The organism is Kribbella sp. NBC_01505 (assembly GCF_045040285.1).
In the GTDB taxonomy this organism is placed as follows: Bacteria; Actinomycetota; Actinomycetes; order Propionibacteriales; family Kribbellaceae; genus Kribbella.
The window spans coordinates 591305-616005 of record NZ_CP109425.1 but is presented as its reverse complement, the minus strand read 5'-3'; the positions used below and the strand labels follow the sequence as shown (position 1 = coordinate 616005).

The 24701-nt window shown below is 68.4% G+C and carries 24 protein-coding genes; 15 read left to right on the top strand and 9 right to left on the bottom strand.

Annotation, left to right across the window (positions count from 1 at the left end; all coding sequences use genetic code 11):
• Positions 1-324 precede the first annotated feature (324 nt).
• Both OG474_RS02665 and OG474_RS02660 read right to left on the bottom strand, forming a co-directional pair.
• Positions 325-1485 carry an MFS transporter gene (locus tag OG474_RS02665; RefSeq protein ID WP_405060556.1) on the bottom strand — a complete coding sequence of 387 codons (1161 nt, stop codon included), beginning with the start codon at positions 1483-1485 and terminating at the stop codon, positions 325-327.
• A 65-nt stretch (positions 1486-1550) separates the two neighbouring features.
• Complete coding sequence (locus OG474_RS02660) at positions 1551-2717, bottom strand: MFS transporter (protein ID WP_405060555.1); 1167 nt, start codon at positions 2715-2717, stop codon at positions 1551-1553.
• 52 nt (positions 2718-2769) lie between these two features.
• On the opposite strand from OG474_RS02660, the gene OG474_RS02655 reads away from it, so the two are divergent.
• Together OG474_RS02655 and OG474_RS02650 are read left to right on the top strand one after the other, a co-directional pair.
• Positions 2770-3546 carry a DeoR/GlpR family DNA-binding transcription regulator gene (locus OG474_RS02655; RefSeq protein ID WP_405060554.1) on the top strand — a complete coding sequence of 259 codons (777 nt, stop codon included), beginning with the start codon at positions 2770-2772 and terminating at the stop codon, positions 3544-3546.
• A complete protein-coding gene (locus OG474_RS02650) occupies positions 3543-4706 on the top strand; it encodes an MFS transporter (RefSeq protein WP_405060553.1) in 1164 nt (387 codons plus the stop codon). The genes OG474_RS02655 and OG474_RS02650 overlap by 4 nt, the downstream gene beginning before the upstream one ends.
• Here OG474_RS02650 and OG474_RS02645 read toward each other — a convergent pair.
• Together OG474_RS02645 and OG474_RS02640 are read right to left on the bottom strand one after the other, a co-directional pair.
• Positions 4690-5802 (bottom strand): trans-sulfuration enzyme family protein, encoded by a 1113-nt coding sequence (locus OG474_RS02645; protein ID WP_405060552.1) that lies wholly within the window; start codon positions 5800-5802, stop codon positions 4690-4692. The genes OG474_RS02650 and OG474_RS02645 overlap by 17 nt on opposite strands.
• Complete coding sequence (locus OG474_RS02640; RefSeq protein ID WP_405060551.1) at positions 5792-6418, bottom strand: TetR/AcrR family transcriptional regulator; 627 nt, start codon at positions 6416-6418, stop codon at positions 5792-5794. The genes OG474_RS02645 and OG474_RS02640 overlap by 11 nt, the downstream gene beginning before the upstream one ends.
• Positions 6419-6527: 109 nt before the next feature.
• On the opposite strand from OG474_RS02640, the gene OG474_RS02635 reads away from it, so the two are divergent.
• Together OG474_RS02635 and OG474_RS02630 are read left to right on the top strand one after the other, a co-directional pair.
• The gene (locus tag OG474_RS02635) at positions 6528-7736 is read left to right on the top strand and encodes a cytochrome P450 (protein WP_405060550.1); all 1209 of its coding nucleotides are present in this window, start codon (positions 6528-6530) and stop codon (positions 7734-7736) included.
• A 20-nt stretch (positions 7737-7756) separates the two neighbouring features.
• Positions 7757-8857 (top strand): D-alanine--D-alanine ligase family protein, encoded by a 1101-nt coding sequence (locus OG474_RS02630; RefSeq protein WP_405060549.1) that lies wholly within the window; start codon positions 7757-7759, stop codon positions 8855-8857.
• 20 nt (positions 8858-8877) lie between these two features.
• Here the strand turns inward: OG474_RS02630 and OG474_RS02625 are convergent, their stop codons facing one another.
• Both OG474_RS02625 and OG474_RS02620 read right to left on the bottom strand, forming a co-directional pair.
• The gene (locus OG474_RS02625) at positions 8878-9333 is read right to left on the bottom strand and encodes a DUF3515 domain-containing protein (protein ID WP_405060548.1); all 456 of its coding nucleotides are present in this window, start codon (positions 9331-9333) and stop codon (positions 8878-8880) included.
• A 27-nt stretch (positions 9334-9360) separates the two neighbouring features.
• Positions 9361-9594, bottom strand: a complete 234-nt coding sequence (locus OG474_RS02620) for an Lrp/AsnC family transcriptional regulator (RefSeq protein WP_041290445.1) — start codon at positions 9592-9594, stop codon at positions 9361-9363.
• 144 nt (positions 9595-9738) lie between these two features.
• On the opposite strand from OG474_RS02620, the gene OG474_RS02615 reads away from it, so the two are divergent.
• From OG474_RS02615 to OG474_RS02605, 3 genes are read left to right on the top strand one after another with little or no spacing between them, the layout of a single operon-like run.
• Entirely contained in the window at positions 9739-10701 is a 963-nt protein-coding gene (locus OG474_RS02615; RefSeq protein WP_405060547.1) for a thiamine-phosphate kinase, read from the top strand.
• Position 10702: 1 nt separating this feature from the next.
• Entirely contained in the window at positions 10703-11512 is an 810-nt protein-coding gene (gene thiD / locus OG474_RS02610; RefSeq protein ID WP_405060546.1) for a bifunctional hydroxymethylpyrimidine kinase/phosphomethylpyrimidine kinase, read from the top strand.
• On the top strand, positions 11509-12174 hold the full coding sequence (locus tag OG474_RS02605; protein ID WP_405060545.1) for a DinB family protein: 666 nt from the start codon (positions 11509-11511) through the stop codon (positions 12172-12174). Before thiD ends, OG474_RS02605 begins: the two co-directional genes overlap by 4 nt.
• Positions 12175-12183: 9 nt before the next feature.
• On the opposite strand, the gene OG474_RS02600 is transcribed toward OG474_RS02605, so the two are convergent.
• The gene (locus OG474_RS02600; protein WP_405060544.1) at positions 12184-13287 is read right to left on the bottom strand and encodes an ROK family protein; all 1104 of its coding nucleotides are present in this window, start codon (positions 13285-13287) and stop codon (positions 12184-12186) included.
• A 102-nt stretch (positions 13288-13389) separates the two neighbouring features.
• On the opposite strand from OG474_RS02600, the gene OG474_RS02595 reads away from it, so the two are divergent.
• Entirely contained in the window at positions 13390-14004 is a 615-nt protein-coding gene (locus OG474_RS02595; protein ID WP_405060543.1) for an HAD-IA family hydrolase, read from the top strand.
• Positions 14001-15143: an MFS transporter gene (locus tag OG474_RS02590; protein WP_405060542.1), complete on the top strand. Its 1143-nt coding sequence runs from the start codon at positions 14001-14003 to the stop codon at positions 15141-15143. Before OG474_RS02595 ends, OG474_RS02590 begins: the two co-directional genes overlap by 4 nt.
• A 49-nt stretch (positions 15144-15192) precedes the next feature.
• Here the strand turns inward: OG474_RS02590 and OG474_RS02585 are convergent, their stop codons facing one another.
• A complete protein-coding gene (locus OG474_RS02585; RefSeq protein ID WP_405060541.1) occupies positions 15193-15804 on the bottom strand; it encodes an HAD family hydrolase in 612 nt (203 codons plus the stop codon).
• A gap of 123 nt (positions 15805-15927) precedes the next feature.
• On the opposite strand from OG474_RS02585, the gene OG474_RS02580 reads away from it, so the two are divergent.
• From OG474_RS02580 to rpmB, 5 genes are all read left to right on the top strand, one after another.
• Complete coding sequence (locus OG474_RS02580) at positions 15928-17220, top strand: ABC transporter substrate-binding protein (RefSeq protein ID WP_405060540.1); 1293 nt, start codon at positions 15928-15930, stop codon at positions 17218-17220.
• 1 nt (position 17221) lies between these two features.
• Positions 17222-18274, top strand: coding sequence for a carbohydrate ABC transporter permease (locus OG474_RS02575; protein ID WP_405060539.1), 1053 nt, complete (start codon positions 17222-17224; stop codon positions 18272-18274).
• A complete protein-coding gene (locus tag OG474_RS02570) occupies positions 18261-19091 on the top strand; it encodes a carbohydrate ABC transporter permease (protein WP_405060538.1) in 831 nt (276 codons plus the stop codon). The genes OG474_RS02575 and OG474_RS02570 overlap by 14 nt, the downstream gene beginning before the upstream one ends.
• A 44-nt stretch (positions 19092-19135) precedes the next feature.
• Positions 19136-21118, top strand: a complete 1983-nt coding sequence (locus tag OG474_RS02565) for an aldo/keto reductase (protein ID WP_405060537.1) — start codon at positions 19136-19138, stop codon at positions 21116-21118.
• An 84-nt stretch (positions 21119-21202) separates the two neighbouring features.
• The gene (gene rpmB / locus OG474_RS02560; RefSeq protein ID WP_132410996.1) at positions 21203-21424 is read left to right on the top strand and encodes a 50S ribosomal protein L28; all 222 of its coding nucleotides are present in this window, start codon (positions 21203-21205) and stop codon (positions 21422-21424) included.
• Positions 21425-21597: 173 nt separating this feature from the next.
• Here the strand turns inward: rpmB and OG474_RS02555 are convergent, their stop codons facing one another.
• Positions 21598-22584, bottom strand: a complete 987-nt coding sequence (locus OG474_RS02555) for an SAM-dependent methyltransferase (RefSeq protein ID WP_405060536.1) — start codon at positions 22582-22584, stop codon at positions 21598-21600.
• Positions 22585-23077: 493 nt separating this feature from the next.
• On the opposite strand from OG474_RS02555, the gene OG474_RS02550 reads away from it, so the two are divergent.
• Positions 23078-24697 (top strand): DAK2 domain-containing protein, encoded by a 1620-nt coding sequence (locus OG474_RS02550; protein ID WP_405060535.1) that lies wholly within the window; start codon positions 23078-23080, stop codon positions 24695-24697.
• The last annotated feature ends 4 nt before the right edge of the window (positions 24698-24701 follow it).

Here is a 24701-nt window from a genome sequence, read left to right as displayed (position 1 = left end):
GACGCCCCGCCCGGCGCGCTATCCGGTGGATTTTCGTCGCCGGGCACCCAAGATCCACCGGATAGCGCCACCCCGCGCGCCTCAGCCCGTCAGCCGTAGGCGATGGGCTCGCGGTCGCTGGGCTCGGCATCCGGCTCAGCCATGCGCTCTGCTCGCTGTGCGTTTCGGTCGGCTGGCCTCGCCAGCCCGACCGTTCCCCATTTGGTGGGTTCACCCATGAGGTGGCGGGTTCTGGACTCTCGCGGGTGCAGAACCCACAAGCTGGTGGGGGGAACCCATCTGGCTGGTTCAGGTTCCGGCCTGGCGGTGGGCGTGGGGAAGCTGTCAGGTGGGGCGGGGGCGGCCGGCGGCTGCGCCTAGGCCTAGTTGTACGGCGGACAGGCACGCGAAGACGATCAGGGCGGCGGTCCAGGTGCCGGTGTGTTCGGTGAGGGTGCCGGCTAGGACGGGGCCGGTGGCGGCTAGGAGGTAGCCGACTGATTGGGCCATGCCGGAGAGTTGGGCGGTTTCGTGGTGGGTGCGGCCGCGGAGGCTGATGAGGGTGAGGGCGGCTACCAGGGCGGCGCCTTGGCCTAGGCCGGCGATGATGGCCCAGAGGACGGCCAGGCCGGGTGCCAGGAGTAGGCCTAGGAGGGCGAGCAGGATGGGGACGCTGGCGGTGATTGCGCCGGCTCGTTGGCTGACGGGGTTCTTCATCAGGCGGGGGATGGTGAGGCCGCCGATGAGGCCGAAGCCTTGGAAGAGGAAGACGTGGACGCCGGCTGTTCGTTCCGAGATGCCGGTGGAGATCTCGATGGTGGGGAGCCAGTTCACGAGTAGGTAGAAGCTGGTCGACTGCAGGCCCATGAACCCGGTCACCAGCCAGGCCGTCGGTTGCCGCCAGACACTGACCAGCGGTACGGCGTCCGCGACGATCCGCGCGGGTGGTTCGGAGGCGATCGACCGGGGGATCCAGATCAGCGCGACCAGCATCGCCAGGCCTCCCCAGACCGCGAGGGACAGACGCCAGTCGGCGGCGTCCGCGATCGGTACGGCGACGACCGAGGCCAGGGCGGCGCCACCGGTGATGAATGCCGTGTACACGCCGGTCGCGCGGGAGACGTGCGCGGCGTAGTCCCGTTTCAGGATGACCGGGACCAGAACGTTGCCCACGGCAATCGATGCGCCGATGACGACCGTACCGATCCACAGCCCGACCGCGCCGGTGTACGACCGGGCCACGCTGCTGACCGCCAGCACCACCAGCGAGATCAGCACCGTGCGCTCCATCCCGAACCGCCGGGACGCCAGATGCACCAAAGGCGATGCACCCGCGAACGCGAGCAGCGGCAACGCGGCCAGCAACCCCTGCGCCGCCTCGCCAAGCCCTTCGTCAGCCCCGATCCGGGGCAGCACCGGGCCGACCGCGGTCAGCGCCGGACGCAGACAGAGGGCTACGAGGAAGACGGTCGCCGTGAGCAGCGCGACGCGGCGGGCAGCAGACACTGCCTAGGCCGGATCCCAGTCGGAGTCCATGTCGCCCACTCTAATGCGACTCATCCGCAGGTAGCTCAGGCGGTCGTTCGGGTGGACGGGCGGGTTCGGAGGACGGGGGCGAAGAGGGCGAGGGCGACGGTCAGGGCGGTCACGACGATGAACGAGACGGTCAGGTTGCTGGCCTGGGCGATGCCGCCGATGATCGACGGTGCGACCAGGCCGGAGGCGTAGGTGATGGTGGCGACGCCCGCGATGGCCTGGGATGCGTTCGAGCCGCTCCGGGCCGCAGCCACGAATGCCAGCGGTACGACGACCGCGACGCCGATGCCGATCAGTCCGAAGCCGATCATCGCGGCAACCGCGTTCGGTGCGAGGACCACCAGGACCCCGCCGATCACCGCGATCAGGCCGCTCAACCGAACCGTCCGTACGGCGCCGAACCGGTCCACGACCGCATCCCCGGTCAACCGGGCGACGGCCATGGTCAGCGCGAACCCGGTCGTCGCACCCGCGGCGACTCCGGCCGAGCTGCCCAGGATGTCGCGCAAGTACACGGCCGACCAGTCCAGGCTCGCACCCTCGGCGAAGACCGCGCAGAATCCGACCGCGCCGATCAGCAACGCCGACCGTGGCGGCAGCGCGAACCGCGCCGGCGGCTCGTCGTCCTCCTCGGGATGGATGTTCAGCACGAACTGGCAGACCACCAGCCCGAGCACCGTCAGCACCAGAGCCGCGATCACGTGGTGAACCTGCGCGCTCAGATTCGCATGGGCCGCGACCGTGCCGACCGCCGATCCGATCAAAGCGCCCAGACTCCACATCCCGTGCAGGCCGGACATGATCGACTTCTTCAGCCGATGCTCCACCTCGACCCCGAGCGCGTTCATCGCGACATCGGCCATCCCCGACGTACCGCCGTACACGAGTAAGGCCGCGCAGAGCGTCAGCAAGCCCGGCGCGAACGAGGGCAGGATCAGCGCGAGCGTCCAGAGCGCGAGCAGGCCGCGCAGTGCGGTCCGGGTGCCGAAGCGGTGGCTGACGCGGGCGGCCAGCGGCATCATCAGCGCGGCCCCGATCGCCGGGAACGCCAGCGCCAGGCCGAGCTGTCCGGGGGAGAGGCCGGCGTGGTCCTGGATCCACGGAACCCGGGTCGCGAACGAGCCGGTCACCGACCCGTGGACGCAGAAGACGGCGGCGATCGCATACCGCGAGCGCTTGATCAGTTGAGTGTTCTCAGCCACAAACAAACACCCTAACTGGTCGAACGATCACATGGATGGTAGATTTCTGCGCGTGAGAAGTGCAGAACGGCATCAAACGATCGTAGATCGACTGCAGGGCGGAAACCGAGTCTCCGTCCAGGACCTGGTCGAGGCGACGGCGTCGTCGGAGATGACGATCCGCCGCGATCTCGACTTCCTCGCCGCCCAGGGGGTGCTCAAGCGGGTCCACGGCGGCGCCGTACCGGCGATGCCGTCGGGTGTCGAGCCGCCGCACTCGCTGCGCGCCCAGGCCGCGGTCGCCGCCAAGCAGGCGATCGCGCGGGCCGCGGTCGCGCACATCGCCGATGGCGAGACGATCGTTCTGGACAGCGGTACGTCGGCGCTCGAGGTGGCGCGGTTGCTGCATCATCGCGCGGTCACGGTGATGCCGTTGTCGCTGCATGTCGCGCAGGAGTTGGCCGATGCGCCGCGCGTGCGGTTGCTGATGCCCGGCGGCGAGGTGCGCAAGGGGGAGCTGTCCCTGATCGGCCCGCTCGCGGTCGCCTCCCTGCGGGCGCTGCGGTTCGATGCCGCCGTACTGAGCCCATGTGCGTACAGCCTCGAGGCCGGTCTGACCGCGTTCGACCTCGGTGACGCCGAGCTGAAGCAGACGGCGCTGAGCGTCGCGGCGCGGTCGATCGTGCTCGCCGACGGCGCCAAGTGGGATCGCGCCGCCTTCGCCTATGTCTGCCCGGCCGAACGACCTGACCTGATCATCACCGACCCGTCCGCCCCTGAGGACCAGCGCACCCTGCTCACGCAGCGCGGCACGCTCGTCGAGGTGGCGGACCCGGAGGCCACCGTATGACTGCGACTATTTCCGCGACCGCCCCGCCGCGAGCCGCTCGCGTCGCCACCTGGCTGTACTTCGGCCTGAACGGCTTCGCCGTCGGGATGTGGGTCGTCCACATCCCCAGCATCGAACACGCGACCGGCATCACCCACAGCACGCTCGGCCTGCTCCTGCTGGCGCTCGGTGGCGCGGCCTTCGCGGGCATGCAGCTGGCCGGTCCGCTTGTCGACCGCCTGGGCCAGCGCAAGCTCGTCCCTGCCGCGGGTGTGCTGCTCGGGATCGCGCTGTTCGGTCCGGGGCTCGCGACCAACTGGTGGAGTCTCGGGATCGCCCTGGTCGTCCTCGGCTTCTGCAACGGCTCGATCGACGTCGGGATGAACGCGCAGGCCGTGGTGGTCGAACGCGGTTACCCGCGGCCGATCATGGCGTCGTTCCATGCCGTCTGGTCGATCGGCGGTGCGATCGCCGCGCTGATCGGCGCGGCCACGCTGCGCGCCGGCGTACCGACTCAGACCACGCTGAGCGTGGCTGGGGTCGTCTGCATCGTCGTCGCCCTCGGCGCCGGCCGATTCTTGCTGGAGGCAACTGAATCGGCCGAGGAGGAGCAGGCCGAGGACCGCGCCAAGCCGCCGGCCAAGCTGGTCTGGGCGCTCGGCGCGCTGGCCTTCGGCCTGATGCTGGCCGAGGGTGTGGCCAACGACTGGGCGGCACTGCAGTTCCGCGACGTCCTCGGCACTTCAGTCAGTACGGCGGCCTACGCGTACGGCGCGTTCGCCGTGGCGATGACCGTCGGCCGCTTCCTCACCGACCGAGTCGCGGCCAAGGTCGGCCCGGCCGCGATCGTGCGCTGGGGCGCGGCCCTCGCGGCGGTCGGGATGGCGATCGTCATCATCAGCCCATGGGTCGCGCTCGGCCTGGTCGGGTGGGCGCTGTTCGGCCTCGGCCTGGCCGGCGGCGTACCGCAGTTGTTCACCGCCGCCGGCAACCTCGACCCCCGCGCCGCCGGTGCGTTGATGGCACGTGTGGTCGGACTCGGGTACGTCGGCCTGCTCGCCGGCCCGGCGTTGATCGGCGGACTCGCGCACTTCATGCCGCTGAATCTCGCGTTCATCCTGCCGCTGGTGCTGTGCGTGCTGACGTTCTTCAGCGGGCCGGTGCTCAAACAGCGGAAGTGAACGCCTGCTCCAGATCGGCCCACAGGTCATCGGGGTGCTCGATCCCGACCGACAACCTGATCAGGTCGTCGGGGATGGTCGGCACCTCGATCGCCCAGCGGCGGCGACGTTCCAGCAGCGACTCGACGCCGCCCAGGCTGGTCGCGTGCAGCCACAGCTTGGTGCTCTCACAGATCCGCTGCGCGAACTCAGCATCGCCGCCGACCTCGAACGACAGGATCGCGCCGAACCCGGACATCTGCGCCGCCGCGCGGGCGTGACCGGCGTCATCCGGCAGACCGGGGTACCGCACCCGGCTGACGCGCGGATGCTCCAACAGTCGTTGCGCCAAGAAGGCTGCGGTGGCTTGGGATCGCTCCAGCCTCAGCGCAAGCGTGCGGAGACCGCGCAGCCCGAGCCAGGTCTCCATCGGCCCCGGGATCGCGCCCAGGCTGCGGCGGCGGAGTTCGAGGGCCGACCACAGCTCGTCGTCGGCAGTGATGACCGCGCCGAGTACGACGTCCGAGTGGCCGGCGATGAACTTGGTCGCCGAGTGCATGACGATGTCCGCGCCCATCCGCAGCGGCTGCTGCAGCAGCGGGGTCGCGAACGTGTTGTCCACCACCACGGTCGCGCCGGCCGCACGACCGGCCGCCGAGATCGCGGGTAGATCCGCGACCTCCATCGCCGGGTTGGTCGGCGACTCGACCCACAGCATGTCCGCGCCGACCACGGCTCGCGAGACCGCCTCGGTGTCCGCGACATCGACCCGGTCGACGTGCAGCCGGCCAGTTGCCGCCTGCTGGTCGAGGAGTGCGAGCACGCCGGAGTACGCGTGGATCGGCGCCACCACGCGCCCGCCGACCGGGACCAGATCGCAAACGGCCGCAGCCGCGGCCATCCCGGACGCGAAGGTCAGTCCGCGACCACCTTCGAGCGCGCCGAGCGTCTCCTCGAACGCCGTCCACGCATCGTTCCCGAACCGCCCGTACCCGCGGTCGCCGCCCGCGACGTACGTGGAACTGAACACCGGCGAATCGCCGACCGGTGCGTTGGGCACGCGTTCCGGGCGACCGGCGTGGACAACGACAGTGGACGGATCGAGATCAGGGGCCATGCACAGCATTGTCGCTGGGCGGTGCGGGCAGGGGGATGCCGCCACCGCGCAGCAGGCTCATCGCGCGCCGGGCCAGCTCCTTCACCGCCATGCCGCCGGGGTTCTCCACCCACATCCGGACCACGGTCTCGATGATGTTCATCGCACTGCCTGCCGAAAGCGCCGCGGTGAACTCGACCAACTGCGGGTCCGGGCCGGACAGGCGGCGTACCAGCTCTTCGGTCAGTTCTTCGCGGAAGCGCCAGATCAGCTCCTGCAGGTGGGCGCTCACCGAGGGCGTCTGGCCGGCCATCTCGAAGACCGCGCGGACCCGGTCCGGGTTGCGCTCGAGCTCCTCCAGCACGCGCTCGATCACCGCCTGCAGGCCGTCCGGCAGATCCACCGGGGGTTGCTCGCGGAACCAGGCGACGGCGTCCATCAGGCAGTCCTCGACGAACTCGAGGACGAGCGTCTCCTTGGTCGGGAAGTAGCGGTAGAGCGTGCTCGGACCGACCTCGGCGGCGGCCGCGATCTGCTCGACCGTGGTCCGGCCGAAGCCGTGATCGGAGAACAGCTCGAAGGCCTTGTCGGCGATCAGCCGCCGAGTTCGTTCCCGTTTGAGTTCCCGCAGTCCCATCTCAACCTCCGCGGGCAGAGTACCGGGTCGGCGACTCACCGGCAGCTGCTGCCGAACGGCAAGTACAGTCATATGGTAGTCACTGTCATAATCGACCGAAAGGGCACGCATGACCGAGAACTCCACCCGTCCGGCCTTTCCGCTCGACCGGCCGTCCGGCTGCCCGTTCGATCCGGCCAGCGGGTACGCCGCGCTCCGTGAGCGGGAGGCGCCCTCGAAGGTCTCCACACCGCTGGGCGTCGACGCCTGGGTCTTCACCCGGTACGACGAGGTCCGCACGGTGCTGCGCGATCCCCGGCTCAGCTCGCGGTACGCGCCGTCCGAGCACGTCATGGTGGGCGCCGACCTGGAGCGGGAGGTCGAGTCCGGCTCGATCCTGCAGAACGACGGCCAGGCGCACCGGCGGCTGCGGCGGTTGCTCGCGACGGAGTTCGCGGTGAAGCGGATGGAGGCGTACCGGCCGCGGGTCGCGAAGCTGATCGACGAGCACATCGACGCGATGCTCGCCGCCGGCGGCCCGCTGGATCTGGTCGAGGCGTTCGCGCTGCCGATCCCGTCCCTGGTGATCTGCGAGCTGCTCGGGGTGCCGTACGAGGACCGGGCCGAGTTCCAGCACCGCAGTTCGGTGCTGGTGGCGATCGACGCCGAGCCCGAGGAAACGATGACGGCCATGGAGGGTCTGCAGCGGTTCATGGTCGCGCTCGTGCAGGCCAAGCAGGTCAAGCGGGACGACGACCTGCTGTCGCGCGTCATCACCCGCGGCGAGGAGCTGGGCGAGGACCTCACCATCGAGGAGCTGGTGTCGATCGGCTTCACGTTGCTGATCGCCGGCCACGAGACGACCGCGAACATGATCGCGCTCAGCACTCTCGCGCTGCTTCGCGAACCCGGCCAGCTCGAGGCTCTGCGCGAGAAGCCGGAGCTCGCGGCCACCGCGGTCGAGGAGCTGCTCCGCTACCTGTCGGTCGTCCACTTCGGCGTCTTCCGGCACGTGACCGACGACATCCCGGCTGATCCCGCCACGATCGAGGCGGGCGACTTCCTGGTGGCGGCGCTGTCGGCGGCCAACCGGGACGCCTCGGTCTTCGAGAACCCGGACGAGCTGGACGTGACCCGGAGCGGTCCGGCGCACGTGGCCTTCGGCTTCGGCCCGCACCAGTGCCTCGGTCAGCAACTGGCGCGCGTCGAGCTGCAGGAGGTCTTCACCCGCCTCTACGCGCGGATCCCGACCCTGCGGCTGGCTGTCCCGTTCGAGGAGATCCAGTTCAAGAACAACACCCTGGTGTACGGCGTACAGGCGTTGCCGGTCACCTGGTAGGGACCGTTAGAGTCGATCCGGTGAGCTCAGAACCCAAAATCCGGGTCGCTGTGGTCTTCGGCGGCCGCTCGAGCGAGCATGCCATCTCGTGCGTGACGGCCGCCAACGTCCTGCAGGCGATCGACCGGGACAAGTACGAAGTGATCCCGATCGGCATCAGCACCAGTGGCCATTGGGTGCTGGAGAGCGGCGACACCGAACACCTGTCGATCAGCGACGGCAAGCTGCCGGAGGTCGACGTCACCGCGTTGCCGGTGCTGTTCGGGTCGAACCGCGAGCTCGTCGTCAACGACCCCGGCTCGGTGCCGACCACGCTCGGCGAGGTGGACGTGGTCTTCCCGCTACTGCACGGTCCCTGGGGTGAGGACGGCACCCTCCAGGGACTGCTCGAGATGACCGACATCCGGTACGTCGGCTCCGGCGTACTGGCCAGCGCGGTCGGCATGGACAAGCACTTCATGAAGATCGTCCTGCAGGCCGCCGGTCTGCAGATCACCCCGTACGTCGTCGTCCGCGGCGACCAGGTGGATCGGGCGGCGGTGGACGCGCTCGGCTACCCGGTGTTCGTGAAGCCTGCCCGTGGTGGTTCGAGCCTCGGCATCAGCAGGGTGGACGGGCCTGACGACCTCGACGACGCGATCGCCGCGGCGCGGGTGCACGATCCGAAGGTGCTGATCGAGGCCGCGGCGACGGACCCGCGCGAGATCGAGGTCGCCGTACTGCAAGGCCTGAACGGCGACCGGCCGGACGCGAGCGTCTGCGGCGAGATCACGGTCTCCGGTGGTGGGCACGAGTTCTACGACTTCGAGACGAAGTACCTGCCCGAGGGTGACGACTTCGCCGCGTTGTCGATCCCGGCGAACCTGCCGGACGAGGTCGCGGCGCGGATCCGCGCGCAGTCGGTGACCGCGTTCGAGGCGATCGAGGGGGAGGGGCTGGCCCGGGTCGACTTCTTCCTCGAGCCGGACGGGCGGATCGTGATCAACGAGATCAACACGATGCCCGGGTTCACGCCCAAGAGCATGTTCCCGCTGCTGTGGAACGCGTCCGGGCTCGACTACCCGGCGCTGGTCGACCGGCTGCTCACCCTCGCGATGACCCGGCCGACCGGGTTGCGCTGAGGCACGAGCTCCCGCTGCCTTCAGGTGCAGGGGGTGATGAGCTTGTTGTGCTGCTTGACCGCGTCGGAGACGTCGGTGAGCGCGTTCGCCTCGGGGCTGTACTTCGACGGGACGGCGATCTCCAGGTAGAGCGCGCGGCCGATCGTGGTGAAGATGAAGCCGTTGGTGACCTCTTTGGCGAACCAGCCGACGCCGTTCACCTCGAAACACTGCGACTGCGCCTCGGCCATCCCGGCCGGCGGTGCGACCCCACACGTGACCTCGATCGGCGGATCGCCGTACGCGGTGGTGAGGGGGCTGGGCGGCTCGGCCTTGCGGCGCTCGCCGTCGAGCACCTTGGCCGGCAGGGCCTTGATCAGCGGGTCACAGGCCGCCGCGACCTCCGGCGCCGGGGACGGCACGGGGACCGGCGTGGGGCCCGGGCTGCACCCGGCGAGCACGAGCAGGCCGAGTGCAGCGAGCAGGAACTTGGGCATGACGGAAGGACGTGGAGACGCTTCCGATCAGATGTGAACGACGGGGCAGGTCAGCGTGCGGGTGATCCCGGGCACGTTCTGAACGCGGGCAACCACCAGTTTGCCCAGTTCGTCGACGTTGCGGGCCTCCGCGCGGACGATCACGTCGTACGGACCGGTGACGTCCTCGGCCAGGGTGACGCCCTGGACCTCGGCGATCTGCGCTGCGACGTCGGCGGCCTTGCCGACCTCGGTCTGGATCAGGATGTAGGCCTGGACCACCACGTCGTTCTCCACTCAGTCGTCCTCAGCTGGGCTCCGGCCACGGTACTGCACTTGTGTACTGAAACAGGGCCGGGCGTACTCTTCGTTGCCCGGTCACGGTACCGCCTAGACTCCGTTCCGGTACATGGGAGGTCTGCTGACGTGACAGAGACGTTGGGGAGCACGGGTGAGTTCGGTCTCATCGAGGCCCTCACCAAGGGGCTGTCCACCACTGAGGACGTCTTGGTCGGTCCTGGGGACGACGCTGCGGTAGTCGCCGCGCCGGACGGGCGGATGGTGATCACCACCGACCTGCTGGTCGAAGGCCGGCACTTCCGCCAGGACTGGTCTTCCGCGTACGACGTGGGCCGCAAGGCCGCCGCGCAGAACCTGGCCGACGTCGTGGCGATGGGGGCCCGGCCGACGTCACTCGTGATCGGATTCGGTGGACCGACCGACCTGCCGGTCACCTGGGTCCAGGAGCTCTACCAAGGACTGGTGGACGAGTGTGAGCTCGTTTCCGCGGCCATAGTCGGTGGCGACACCGTGCAGTCCGACAAGATCGTCGTGTCGGTGACAGCCTTTGGCTCACTGGACGGACGTCCGCCGGTACTGCGCTCCGGCGCCCGGCCAGGTGATGAGGTGGCTGTCGTGGGCCGGCTGGGCTGGGCCGAGGCCGGCGTCACTGTGCTGACCAGGGGCTTCCGCTCACCGCGGACTGTTGTCGATGCGCACCGACGCCCTCAACCGCCGTACGCCGAAGGTCCGCGGGCAGCACGCGCTGGTGCGTCGTCGATGTGTGACGTGAGCGACGGACTGCTCGCCGACCTCGGTCACATCGCCGTGGCGAGTCACGTCATCATCGACGTGCGTGCGAAGGCTCTGGCTGTGCCGGAGCCGCTGCAGGCTGTGGCCGCCGCTACTGGGGTGGATGCGCTGATGTTCGTGCTGACCGGGGGCGATGACCACGCACTGGTCGGCACCTTCGAGCCGGCCGACGTGCCGGAGGGATGGACCGTCATCGGCTCGGTTGCCGAAGGCAATGAGGAGCGCCCGGCCGGCACGGTCACCGTCGACGGAGCGCCGTACGCTGCCGAGTCCGGCCACGCCCACTTCAGGAGCTGAGATGAACCGACCGCCACGGGTGCTCACGATCGCCGGCTCGGACTCGGGCGGCGGCGCCGGGATCCAGGCCGACCTGAAGACGATGCTGGCCAACGGCGTGCACGGGATGAGCGTGCTGACCGCGATCACCGCCCAGAACAGTCTGGGTGTGCAGGGAGCGTGGGAGCTGCCTGAGGAACAGGTGCGCGCGCAGTTCCACAGTGTGGTTGACGACATCGGTGTGGACGCGGTGAAGACCGGCATGCTGGCGTCTACCTCGATGGTGCGTGTGGTCGCGTCGCTGCTGCGGACACTGCCGCCGTCGGTGCCGGTGGTGGTCGATCCGGTGTCTGTGTCGAAGCACGGGGACGCCCTGCTTGCTGCGGACGCCATGGAAGCGATGCGGTCGGAGATCGTGCCACTGGCGACTGTGCTGACGCCCAACCTGACTGAGCTGGGCCCGGTCGCCGGTGTGACGCTGGAGACCGTTGAGGATCGCGATCTGGCTGCGAAGATCCTGCTGGAGGCCGGTGCGTCCTGGGTGCTCGTCAAGGGCGGGCATGATGTGGGCAACGCGTCGGTTGACGTGTTGCACGGTGCAGGGGTTCGGCGGGCTTACAGTGCGGTTCGGGCCGACAATCGGCACACCCATGGCACCGGATGTACGTTGGCCAGCGCGATCGCGTCGTACCTGGCTCGTGGGTACGACGTCGAGAGTGCGGTCGGTGCGGCGAAGGAGTACGTGACCGGTGCGATCCAGGCCGGGTTCGCACTCGGTGGTGGCATCGGACCGGTCGATCACGCGTGGAGATTTCGAGGGAGTGGCAGTTGACGAAGCAGCCCCCGGTCGACGGGTACTGCGAGCAGTGTGGCTTCAACTACGACACCGGTGACCTGCAGGGCACAGTGACCCTGCTCGTTCGCCAAGCCGCCGACTGCAGCATGGCGCTGATCAAGGCCGCCGCAGGTCCGGACAGCAACGTCGTACGGCTACGGCCGGAGCCCGAGGTGTGGTCGGCGATCGAATACGCCTGCCACGTCCGCGACGTACTGGAAGTGCAGCGCTTCCGGATTGCCCAGTGCCTGGCCGAAGACCGTCCGGTGTACGCGCCGATGGACCGCACCGGGCGCGTGAAGCAGGAGAAGTACGAGAACCAGGACCCGATGGAGGTGGCGGCCGCACTGGTGCGCTTCGCCAAGGACTTCGGCGCAGCCGCGCGCGTGCTGACACCACCGCAGCTGGGCAAGCTGGGGCTCTACAACTACCCGGTCCGGATGCCCCGCTCCCTGAGCTGGGTCATCCGGCACACAGCCCACGAGATCCAGCACCACCGCCACGACATCGTGAGCATCCTCGCCAAGCTAGAGCCCCCCATCATCCCCAAGCCCAAGCCCGTCGTGGTCGAGGAGACCGCCGAGGTCGAGGGCGAGGGGGAGACGCCGGACGGTACCGAAGAGGTCGCCGCCGAGGAGCCGGTGGCACGTACTGACTGAGGGCTGTTGCTAGTGGGTGGTGGCCCAGTTGGCGATTGTGGACTCGGCGGTCAGGTGGTCTAGGGCTAGGGCGGCGGCGCCTCGCAGGGGGCCGTCGGTTTGGTGGGCGGCGGTGAGGACCGGTGGGGGAGCGGTACGGCGGAAGCTCATCAGTCCGGCCAGGTAGGCGTCCTGGAAGGCGTCTTCGGCGGCTGCTCGGAGCGGGACTGCTAGTCCGCCCAACGTGACGACGTCCGGGTCGTGGGCGTTCACGAGCCCGGCGATGCCGGCGGCGATCGCCGTGACCACCTGCTCGACCGCGCGGACCGCCGTACCGTCAGTGCGGCGCAGGATCTCGTGGGTGTAGGCATGCGGGTCGTCGGGCTCGGGGTCCTGCAGATGACGGGCCAGGGCGCGACCATCGATCTCCAAGTTCCAGCATCCGCGCGCTCCACACGAACACACCCGACTGCGATCACCGAAGGGCGTGTGTCCGAACTCGCCACCCGCACCGGACGCGCCCTGGATAGGTACGCCGTCGATCAGCAGCGTGCCGCCGATACCCGCCTCGATGATCAGATGCAGCGCCGTACCGGCTCCGACGGCAGCTCCGCCACGTGCTTCCGCGACTCCACTGAGCGTCGCGTCGTTGCCGACCAGCAACGGCACCTCCGTACCAGCGGTGATCGACTCGAGGTCCATCTCGAACCACTCCGGCGCTGAAGCCTGCAGCATGTACTTGTCGCGCAGCGTCCCGGGCACAGCCAACCCCACAGCCTGCAGCCGGTCGCCATACAGCTCCTGTGCCTCCAGTACGGCGCCCTGCAGGTGCCCGACCACCACAGCAGCCCGACGAGTGCGGTGCCGACGGTCGTCCTGGTTCAGGAACGTTCCGTCCAGTGCGACGACCGCACTGCGCCAGTTGCTCTGCCGCAGGTCGAGTACGAGCGCCAGTGGACCAGCCGGGTGCGCCTGCAGCAGCGTGGTCGGCCGCCCACGTCCACGGCTCGGGGCGGGGATCTCGGCGAGCAACTGCAGCTCACGGAGCTTCGCGGTGACCTCAGTGGCCGAACTGCTGCTCAACCCGAGCTCATGCGCGACAGCAGCACGCGTGAGACCCGGCTCCCGGCTCACCCGGGTCAGGATCTCCGCTGCGGTTTGCCATTGTCCCCGGCGGCCACTGGTCATAACATTGTCCCATCTTATACTCGGAGTACGAGTTTAATTGGAGGGGTAGTGAACATCCAGGACATCTCGGCCGTGTTGTTCGACATGGACGGGACGCTGGTCGACTCCGACGCAGCCGTCGACCGCAGCTGGAGCGCCTGGGCGACCGAGTACGGCCTGGTCCCGGCCGAGGTGCTGGCGGTCGCCCACGGCAATCCCGGGGCGGCCACTGTCGCGCAGTTCCTGCCCGACCTCTCCGACTCCGAGCGTGCGGTGGCGGGTGCCCGCGTCCTCCAGCTTGAGCTCGAGGACGTCTCCGATGTCGTCCCGAAGCCGGGTGCGCACGAGCTGATCGCGACCCTCGATCGACTCGGCGTGCCCTGGGCGATCTACACCAGTGCACCGGGTCTGCTGGCCAAGGTCCGGCTGGAGGCGGCCGGTATCTCGCCCTCGATCCTCGTCACCATCGACGATGTCGCCCACGGCAAACCGGACCCTGAGGGCTACCTGCGCGCGGCCTCGCTGGTCGGAGTGAAGATCGAGCACTGCCTGGTCGTCGAGGACACCCCGATCGGACTGGCCGCTGGGCGTGCGTCCGGCGCGACCACCGCCGGCTTGAAGGGCATCCCGGCCGACATCCGGCTCCCTGACCTGCACCGCCTCGTTCAGCTGTTCACCGAATGACCGCCCGCTCCGACGGGGTCCAGATCGGGATCAGCCTCTCCTCGCTCGGCTACCTGCTCGCTGGACTCGGTGCGTGCATCGCCATCCTCGCCCGTGACCTCGACGAGCCGACCGGTCGCCTGGCTCTGCTCTCGTCCGCCTTCGCCGTCGGCCTGGTCATCGTCGCGGCGGTAGGCCCGCGGCTCCTGCGCGCCTGGTCGATCGGCGTCGTACTGCGCGTCGGCTCGCTCATCTGCGCCTTCGGTGGCGCATTGCTCGCACTAGCGCCTGTGTACGCCGTCGTGGTCGTCGGCGGACTGTGTGTCGGGCTGGGCGGCGCACTGCTCGTGCTGGTCGCCCCTCTGATGCTTCATGGCCCCACTGCTGCCGCACGCCTCAGTCGGGTCAACGCAGTGTCCAGTGCGGCCGGCATCCTCGCGCCACTGACCATCGGGCTGATCGACGCGCTCGGAGTCACCGGCAGAGTCGCCATGCTGGTCGCCGTACCGCCCCTGCTCATCCTGGCCTTCGTCAAAGGCCCGGATACCGTGCTGCCGGACCTGGCCGAAGCCCCCTCCGGTCATGCGGTCGGGCGGACGGTCGCGCTCGGCTGGCTCCGCGTCGTACTGGCCGTGGGTGTCGAGTTCTGCTTCGTCGTCTGGGCAGTCGCCCGCCTCGTCGACTCCGGCCTGACTCTCGCGGTAGCGGCCCTGCTCGGCAGCAGCTTCCCGATCGGTATGGCGATCGGCCGGGCCATCGGCCCAGTCCACTGGCGAAGCGTCCCGCCGGTCGTGATCGGCGGCAGCCTCGCGATCGTCGGCACCCTGCTCGTCAGCCTGCTGAACGCCCCAGTCGTGATCGCCGTCGGCTTGGTTATCGCGGGCATCGGCGTTGCCCCGCTTTACCCGGTGACGCTGGCCGCTTTGGTAGCCATGCCCGGACTCAGCCCCACCCGCCTGGCTGCCCTAGGCGCACTAGCCTCCGGCACCGCCATCCTCATCACCCCAGCAGCCCTGGCCGCCCTGGCCCGCCTGATGGACCTCCGCCTCGCCTACCTCATCACCATCCCACTCCTGCTGACCCTCTTCGCCCTCAGCCGGAGTTCCGGACCTGCGCCACTCATCAATTCGATGGCAGGCGCTCGGCCACCGCTCGATTGAGCCTGGCGGGCCATCGGATGGCGAGGTTGGTGAGTGGGGGCGGTCCGCCTCAAACCGGCAGCTGGTAACTCCGAAGCAGCTCGGTGAGCGTGTTTGTCCCGGTGGCCAGGTCGTAGACCTCGGCGTTCAGGCCGGCGGAGCGGGCGCCTTCTACGTTTGTCGCGAGGTCGTCGATGAAGAGGACCGATGATGCGGGGGCGCCGGTTGCCGCGAGGATGGCGCGGAAGTAGGCCGGGTCGGGCTTGGCCAGGCCCAGGTCGCACGAGTAGAACGAGTGGTCGAACAAGGCGGCGTACCCGCGCTCGTCGTTCATGATGGCTCGCCGGTAGGCGTGCTGGTTGGTGGCCAGGTGACACTTGATGCCGGCCTGCCGAAGGTCCTGGACGAGCTCGACCACGACCGGCTCCGCCGCGAACCAGGCCCACGGCTCGATGGCCTCCTCGAGGGTGGCCGTGACGTTCCACCGGCGCAGTACGGCGGCCAGCGCGTCCGGGAAGTCGCCCTTGCCGGCGATCGCCGGGCGCTCGGCCAGCATCAGGTCGTTGACGAACGCCTCGCCGTCACCGTCGACCATGCCGTGCAGCCGGCCGACCCAATCGTGGGTTCCACGCTGGATGACGCCATCGGCGTCGAAGAGGACAGTGGTGATCACGGGCGTCATGGACAACCATCCTCTCAGCCCGGGCTCTTGACCGGTTCAGGCGGTATGCGCTTACCTAATGGCTACGTAAACATAGTTGGACACCTTCCGGCGAAATCCAACAGAAAGCGCCAGGTGAGGCGTATGCCGCTGAGCAGAAGGACGTTCCTCGCAGGCGGGTTGGGCACTGCTGCCGCTGCCGCCGGAGTGACCGGGCTGACCGGGTGTGGTTCCCGCAGTTCGCTGGGCACCGCGAACGAGCTGAGTATGTGGACCTGGGTCGGGTCCGTGAACGACGACCTGATCGGCCAGGCCGAGAAGGCGATCCCCGGGTACGACGCGCTCAAGCTGTCGATGACCCGGATCGGCAGCAACTACAAGACCAAGGTGCTGACCGCGCTGGCCGGCAAGTCGCTCGTCCCGGACATCGTCGCGATCAACGACGACGTGGCGACGTACTTCCCGAACGCCGACCAGTTCCACGACCTGTACGAGCTCGGCGCGAAGGAACGGGAGCCCGACTTCCTGCCCTGGAAGTGGAAGCTCGGGGTCACGCCGCAGAACAAGATGATGGCCTATCCGATGGACACCGGACCGACCGCGCTGTTCTACCGCAGCGACATCCTCGAGAAGGCCGGAGTCGACGTCGATCCGGCCGCGATCGCGCAGCAGGCGCCCGACTGGGACACCTACATCGCCCTCGGCAAGAAGATCCAGCAGGCCGTCCCCGGCTCGGCGATCACCGACAACGTGAACAGCATCTTCGCGTACCGGATGGCGCAGGCGCCGAAGCGGTACATGAGCCCCGACGGTCGGTACATCGGCGACCAGGACCACGTGCGGGAGGCGTTCGATCTCGCCGTACGGGTGGTGAAGGAAGGTCTGTCGGCCAACGCTCAGGACGGGTCGACCGACGCCAAGGCCATCATCAGCAACGGCAAGCTCGTCGCGTTCAACGCTGCGGTCTGGTGGGCGCAGCTCGGACCGAAGAACGCGGCCCCGAAGACGAAGGGCCTGTGGCGGGTGACGGCGGCTCCTGGTGGACCCGGCAACCGCGGTGGCTCGTTCCTCGCGATCACGAAGTACTGCAAGAACCCGGCCGCCGCCTTCGCCCTCATCAGCTGGCTGGAGTCGGCGAAGAACCAGGCGCAGGCCTTCCTCGACCCGGTGCTGTTCCCGTCCACGCCGGCCTCCTACACCGACTCCCGGCTGAGCGCGCCGGACGAGTTCTTCGGCGGCCAGCGGATCGTGGACGTGTTCGCCGAGTCCGCGAAGAAGTACCCGGGCGCGTTCTTCTCGCCGTACGACTCGATCATCGGCTCGCCACTCAGCTCCGAGCTGGTCAACGTCGAGACCGGCGGCAAGTCACCGGATCAGGCCTGGAACGACGCGCAGCGGCAGATCGAGCGCGAGCTGACCCGGGCGGGGGCGATCTGAGATGGCTGTCAGCAAAGCGCTTCCGGTGAGTGTGCACGCGACGCAGGAGAGCGAGGAGAAGCCGCCGAGCAAGTTCCGGCAGGCGTTCCCGCAGTACGCCGCGATCTCGCCGTTCTTCATCCTGTTCGCGGTGTTCGGCGCGTTCCCGATCCTGTTCTCGATGTGGATCTCGTTCCATTCGTGGGACGGCATCGGCCAGATGAAGTGGGTCGGGCTCGAGCAGTACAGCTACCTGCTCAGCGATCCGACGTTCTGGAAAGCCATCGGCAACACGATGATCATCTGGGTGCTGTCGACGGTCCCGATGCTGCTGCTCGCGCTGGTGATCGCGAACGCGCTGCACAACGCGACCCGGTTCCGCACCTTCTACCGGATCGCTTACTTCATCCCGAACGTCACCTCGGTGGTCGCCGTCACGCTGGTCTTCGGGTCGATCTTCAGCAACAACTTCGGTCTGCTGAACGCGTTCCTGCAGTCGATCGGGCTCGGCAAGATCGACTGGCTGACCACGCCGTGGGGGATCAAGGTCGCGATCGCGACCATCGTCACCTGGCGCTGGGTCGGCTACAACGCGATCATCTACCTGGCCGGGCTGCAGGCCATCTCGGCCGACGTCTACGAGGCCGCCAAGATCGACGGCGCGAGCCCGCGGCAGACGTTCTGGCGGATCACCGTGCCGATGCTGCGGCCGGTCATCCTGTTCACCGCGGTCACCTCGACGATCGGTGGGCTGCAGATCTTCACCGAGTCCCGGGTGCTGTTCGGTGACACCAACAACATCGGCGGTCCGGGCGACGCGGGCATGACGATCGTCTCGTACCTCTACCAGAGCGCGTTCATCAAGAACCAGTTCGGGTACGGCGCCGCGATCGGCTGGGCGCTGTTCATCCTGATCGTGCTGTTCAGCGTCATCAACTGGCGGCTGATCGGCGGCAGCGACGACGAACGCGTGACGAGCCGGGCCAAACGCCGGGCGGACCGGAAGATCGCCGCCCAGAAGTCCGCCGTACAGAAGTCCGCCGTACAGAAGGAGGCCGCAGATGACGCCCGCTGAGCGCCTGCGCACCACCGTCGGGCACGTCGTGCTGATGCTCGGCGTCGCGGTCTCGCTGTTCCCGTTCTACTGGATGGTCGTGATGGCCTCCAACACCACACCCGACATCTTCGCCTACCCGCCGAAGCTGCTGATCGGTTCGCACCTGTTCGAGAACATGGGCAAGGTGCTCGACAACGTCGACTTCTTCGGGTCGATGCTGCTCACGCTGATCGCCTCGGTCTCGGTGACCGTGCTGGTGCTGTTCTTCGACTCGCTGGCGGCGTTCGCGTTCGCGAAGTACGAGTTCCCCGGCCGGAAGGTGCTGTTCGGGTTGCTGCTGGCAACGTTCATGATCCCGGCCCAGCTGTCGCTGGTGCCGCAGTTCGTGACGCTGGCGCAGTTCGGCTGGATCGGCTCGCTGAAGGCCCTCGTCATCCCCGGTGCCGCGAACGCGTTCGGCATCTTCTGGATGCGCCAGTACGCCGCCGGCGCGATCCCGGACGAACTGATCTCGGCCGCCAAGGTCGACGGCGCCGGGTTTTTCCGGCAGTACCTGAGTGTCGGCCTGCCGGTGCTGCGGCCCGGACTGGCCTTCCTCGGCATCTTCACCTTCATCAACGTCTGGAACGACTACCTGTGGCCGTTGATCGTGATGACGGACCCCAACCGGCTCACCCTGCAGGTCGCCCTCGACCAGCTGAACGGCCTGTACAACACCGACTACTCGATGGTGATGGCGGGCGCGTTGATGAGTGTGATTCCGTTGATCGGGGTGTTCCTGATCGGCGCCCGTTCGTTCATCGCCGACCTCGCCGCCGGCGCGATGAAGTCCTAATCAAGTACATGGCATAACCCCACCACTCTGACTAGGGATCTCCTTTGACTGACAGCAAACTCCGCTGGGGCATTCTCGGGACCGGCAACATCGCGTCCCGGTTCGCCGATCAGGTGCCGACCTCGCCGGCCAACTCCGTGGTCGCGGTCGGTAGCCGCTCGCAGGCCTCGGCCGACGAGTTCGGTGCCCGCTTCAACATCCCCAACCGGCACGGCTCGTACGACGCCCTGCTCGCCGACGAGACCGTGGACGCGATCTATGTCGCGACCCCGCACCCGATGCACCCCGAATGGGCGATCAAGGCCGCCGACGCCGGCAAGCACGTGCTGTGCGAGAAGCCGCTCGCGATCAACAAGGCCTGGGCCGAGGCGATCATCGAGGCCGCCGTCCGCAACGACGTCTTCCTGATGGAGGCGTACATGTACCGCTGCCTCCCGCAGACGAAGCTTGTCGCCCAGCTGGTCCGCGATGGTGAGCTCGGCAAGGTGCACCAGATCGAGGCGACGTTCGCCTTCAACGCCTCCTTCAACCCGACCAGCCGCATCTACGCCGACGAGCTCGCCGGCGGCGGCATCCTGGACGTCGGCGGCTACCCGGTCTCGTACGCCCGCCTGATCGCCGGCGCCGCCACCGGACTCCCGTACGCCGAACCTGCCGCCGTGAACGCGGTCGGGACGGTCGGGGAGACCGGCGCCGACGAATGGACGGCCGCGACGCTGTTCTTCGACGGCGGCGTCACCGCGCACGTCACCACCGGCGTCCGGCTCGGCGACCAGAACCAGGTCCGGATCGTCGGCAGCAAGGGCTATCTGATCATCGAGGACCCGTGGTTCGGGTGCGATGGCAAGCCGACCCACGTCACCCTGCACAGGGTTGGCGAGGACGCCCGCGACATCTCGGCCGAGCCTGCGCTCATCTACGCGGCCGAGGCCGAAGCGGTCGCCGCTGCCATCTCGGAGCGGCAGGCGCCGGAGATGAACTGGGCCGATACCCTCGGCAATCTGACCGTCCAGGACGCGTGGCGGGCTGCGATCGGTCAGCAGTACGCGATCGAGCGCGACGACGCCGCGATCCCGACCGCCAGTGGACGGCCGCTGACCAAGCGGGCCGATGCGCCGATGACGTACGGAACCGTGGCCGGCCTGGACAAGCAGGTGTCGCGGCTCGTCATGGGGGTCGACAACCAGCACAGCCTGACTCACGGGGCCACGGTCTTCGACGACTTCGTCGAGCGCGGCGGTACGACGTTCGACACGGCCTACATCTACAGCGGCGGGTACGGCGAGAAGCTGCTCGGCCAGTGGATGAAGACCCGCGGCAACCGCGACGAGGTGGTTGTCATCGGCAAGGGTGCGCACACGCCGCACTGTGACCCTTCGTCGATCACTCGGCAGTTGGAGGAGAGCCTCGGGCGGCTGCAGACCGACCACGTCGACCTGTACCTGATGCACCGGGACAACGAGGAGATTCCGGTCGGCGAGTTCGTCGACGTACTGGATGAGCACTTCAAGGCCGGGCGGATCAAGGCGTACGGCGGCTCCAACTGGTCGCTCGCGCGGTTCGACGAGGCGAACGCCTATGCCGAGGCTCACGGCAAGCAGCCGTTCACGCTGCTCAGCAACCACCTGAGCCTGGCGCGGGCGTACGACGTACCGTGGGCCGGCTGTCGGCACGTGTCGGACGACGAGTCACAGGCGTGGCTGCGAGACCGGCAGGTGGCGCTGTTCCCGTGGTCGAGTCAGGCGCGCGGATTCTTCACCGGACGGGCCAAGCCGGAGGACCGGTCGGACGAGGAACTGGTCCGCTGTTTCTACTCCGACGACAATTTCCGTAGACTGGACCGGGCCCGGGAGCTCGCGACCGCCAAGGGAGTCGAGCCGACCGCGATCGCACTGGCCTGGTTGCTTCACCAGCCGTACCCGGTGTTCCCGTTGATCGGGCCTCGGCACATCAGTGAGACGCGGACCTCGACACCTGGTCTGACAGTGTCGCTGAGCGACGAAGAAGTGGCGTACCTCACTGCGTGACGAGCGTAGGTTGACCGAATTGGTCGAGCCCTGACACCCATGTAACATGGTCTGTCGGTGTCAAGACCCTGAACACGGAGAATCATGTCTAAGATTTGCGATGTCTGCGGCAAGCAGCCGATGTTTGGCAAGAGCGTTGCCCGTCTGGGTAAGGGCGCGATGATCCGGCGGGTCAAGGCGCGTACGCCCCGTCGCTTCAACCCCAACATTCAGCCGGTCCGGGCGATCATCAAGGGAACCCCGACCCGCATGAAGGTCTGCACGTCCTGCATCAAGGCCGGCAAGGTCCAGCGCGTAGTCGGCTGACCGGATTCGGAGCTGGCTAGGCGTGCTCGCGCTGTAGCGCTTCGCCCTGGCTCCTCGTCGTGTTGTGCGGCTGCGCTTCGCTTGCCGCCGGCGGGGGCTTCGCCACCCGCACCCCCTTCCGTGTAGGGCTGACCTAGGCGCCTCGGGTTTCGACCCGGGGCGCTTTGTCGTGCTCAGCGTCGCTCGGCGACGACGGTGATCTCGTTGCGGTTGTGGTGGAGCTGGCGGGCGTGCAGTACGTCGTACTCCGCGCTCAGGATGTCGAGCCCGCGACGGGCGCCGTCGAGCGGGTTCTTCCCGCCGCCCTTCAGGGTGACCACGGCCAGACCGCCGCGCTTGAGGTGTTCGGCCGCGTCGAGCATCATCCGCGCGCTCATCACCTGGTCCATCCGCATGTCGTTCACCACGACGTCGAACCTGGTCCGGTTCTCCGCGAAGAACCGGCCGGCGGTCGTTGCCGCGTGATGGATCCCGCGGTCCCCGTGCAGCCGCTCGTCCAGGTAGCCGGGGTCGACCGCCCACACCTGCTGCCCGTGCAACCGCAGGATCCGCGTCCATCCACCCGGTGAGGCGCCGAGGTCGACCGCCTTCCCGCCGTTCGGCAGCTCCAGCCCGAAGGTGGCGATCGCCTCCTCCAGCTTGAACTCCGACCGCGAGACCCGCTCCTCGCCCCGGGCCAGCCGCATCCGCCCACCCGGCCAGTCCGACAAGCTGTCGGCCAGCCGATTGATCCCGAGCAGGATCGCGCGCGGACTCTCGAAACACGAGACGACCCACTTCTGCTCCGAGCGAGTGACCCCCACCCCGCGCTCGGCCAGCGCCTCCTCGATCCGGTGGTAGTACGAGCCGCCCGTCCCCGCCCGATCCGTCCACGCCTGCACCGCGAGCGCCTTCGGATACTCCGGCAGCTCGCTCAAGATCAGCTCGGCCAGCTCATAACCAGGCGGCAGCTCGTCCAGGCTGGCGATCTCCTGCGTCAGATGCCGCACGAACATGATCCGCCCCGCATCACAAGCCTCCGCCAGCTCATGCACCGCCGGCCCGGTCACCCGCCCGATATCCGCACCGACCCGCTGGAACGGCACCTTCCCGAACTCGGCACGGATCTCCCGCACAGCCCACTCGTAACTGTCACCCGCAACCGAGAACAACACATTCACCCAGCGACCGTACCGCGCCCCCACACCCAGGCGTACCGAACCTTGAACACCCCCAACCACCCCGCCCCCAAACGATCAAACCCGTGCCCAAGGCACCCCCGCCCCCCAGCCTTGAGCACGCATCAACCATCCACGGGCCTTTCGGATGGTTGATGGGGACTCAAGGCGCCCCGCTCCCAGCCTTGGGCACCGTTCGACCATTTCGGGGCCGGGGAGGTGGTTGGTGGGTGCTCAAGGCGTGCCGTGCCGGCCTTGGGCACGGGTCGACCATTTGCGGGGCGTTCGGATGGTTGGTGGGTGCTCAAGGCGCCCCGCTCCCAGCCTTGGGCACCGGTCGACCATTTCGGGGCCGGGGAAGTGGTTGGTGGGTGCTCAAGGTGTCGACGGCGCGGGGGCTTGGGCATGGGCCGGCCATTGGTGGGATGTGGAGGTGGTTGGTGGGGGCTTGAGGTGGGGGACGTGGTGATGGCGTGGGGGCGTTAATGTTCCGGGCGTGGAGGAACTGACGGTCGGGGTGCTGCGGGCTTGGGCTCGGACTGCGCTGGTGGAGCTGGGGCGGGTGCGGAGCGGGATCGACGAGCTGAACGTTTATCCGGTACCGGATGGTGACACCGGGACGAACCTCTACCTGACCTGGGAGGCCGCGTGTGAGGCGCTGCCGAAGGGGGAGCTGACGTTCGCGGAGGCGGTGCAGGCGTTCGGGCGGGGTGCGCTGTTGGGGGCGCGCGGGAACTCGGGTGTGATCACCTCGCAACTGGTGAGGGCGTGCGGGATGCGGCTGGCCGAGAACCTGCCGCGGGATCAGCAGACGGACGGCGTACTGGCGGATCCGCGGATGAGTGAGGCGGCCGCGTTCGCCGACGCGCTCACGTACGCCGCCGATGCCGCGTACGGCGCGGTCGCGGAACCGGTCGAGGGGACCATGCTCACCGTCGCCCGGCAGGCCGCCAACGGGGCGATGGCTGCGGCCAACGACGGCAAGAGCCTGGCTGACGTGTGTCTGGCTGCGGTCGCGTCCGCGCGGCAGGCGCTCACCAAGACGACCGAGCAGCTCGACGTCCTCCGGCGGGCCGGAGTGGTCGACGCCGGGGGAGCGGGCCTGGTCGTGATCCTCGGCGCGATGGAGTCTGTGCTCACCGGACGGACCGTCACGATCGACGTACCGGCGCGGGTCGAACCGCAGGAGGTTGCCGGGGGAGACCTGAGCCCCGAAGGTCCGGCGTACGAGGTGATGTACCTGCTGGACGCCGCTGACGACACCATCGCGGCCTTCCGGCGGCAGCTGGCGGACCTGGGTGACTCGGTCGTCGTGGTCGGCGGAGACGGCCTCTGGAACGTCCACGTGCATGCGGACGACGTCGGTACGGCGATTGAGCTGGGCATCGCCATCGGCCGCCCGCACCGAATCCGTGTGACCCACTTCGCGGACCAACCGCATCACGAACCACCCCCGGGTCGAGCCGTGATCGCGGTCGTGGCCGGCGAAGGGCTGGCCGGGCTGTTCACCGAGGCCGGCGCCAAGGTCGTGGTCGGCGGACCTGGCCGGCGCTGCTCGACCGGCGAGCTGTTGTCCGCGATCGAGAAGTCGCAGGCGACCGAGATCGTGCTGCTGCCGAACGACAAGGACTCCATCGCGGTCGCCGAGGCCGCGGCCACAGCGGCTCGCCAGGACGGTCTGCGGGTTGCCGTGATCCCCACCCGCGCGCAAGTCCAGGGGCTGGCCGCGATCGCCGTACATGATGCTGCGGCCAGCTTCGACGACGACGTCGTGCACCAGTCCGCCGCTGCCGGACAGACCCGGCACGGAGCTGTCACGATCGCGGTGAAGGATGCTTGGACGATGGCCGGCCGCTGTCGGGTGGGTGACGCGTTGGGCGTGATCGATGGTGATTTCGCCCTCATCACCGACGACCTGACCGAGGCCGCCATCGGTGTCGTCGATCGGCTGCTGGGCGGTGGTGGCGAGCTGCTGACGCTCGTCGCCGGCCGCGACGCGGACCCGGAACTGGCCGCCGCGATCGAGCGGCACGTGCGCAAGCAACGCAAAGATGTCGATGTCGTGGTGTACGACGGAGGGCAGGACAGGTACCCGTTGTTGATCGGGGTGGAATGACAGT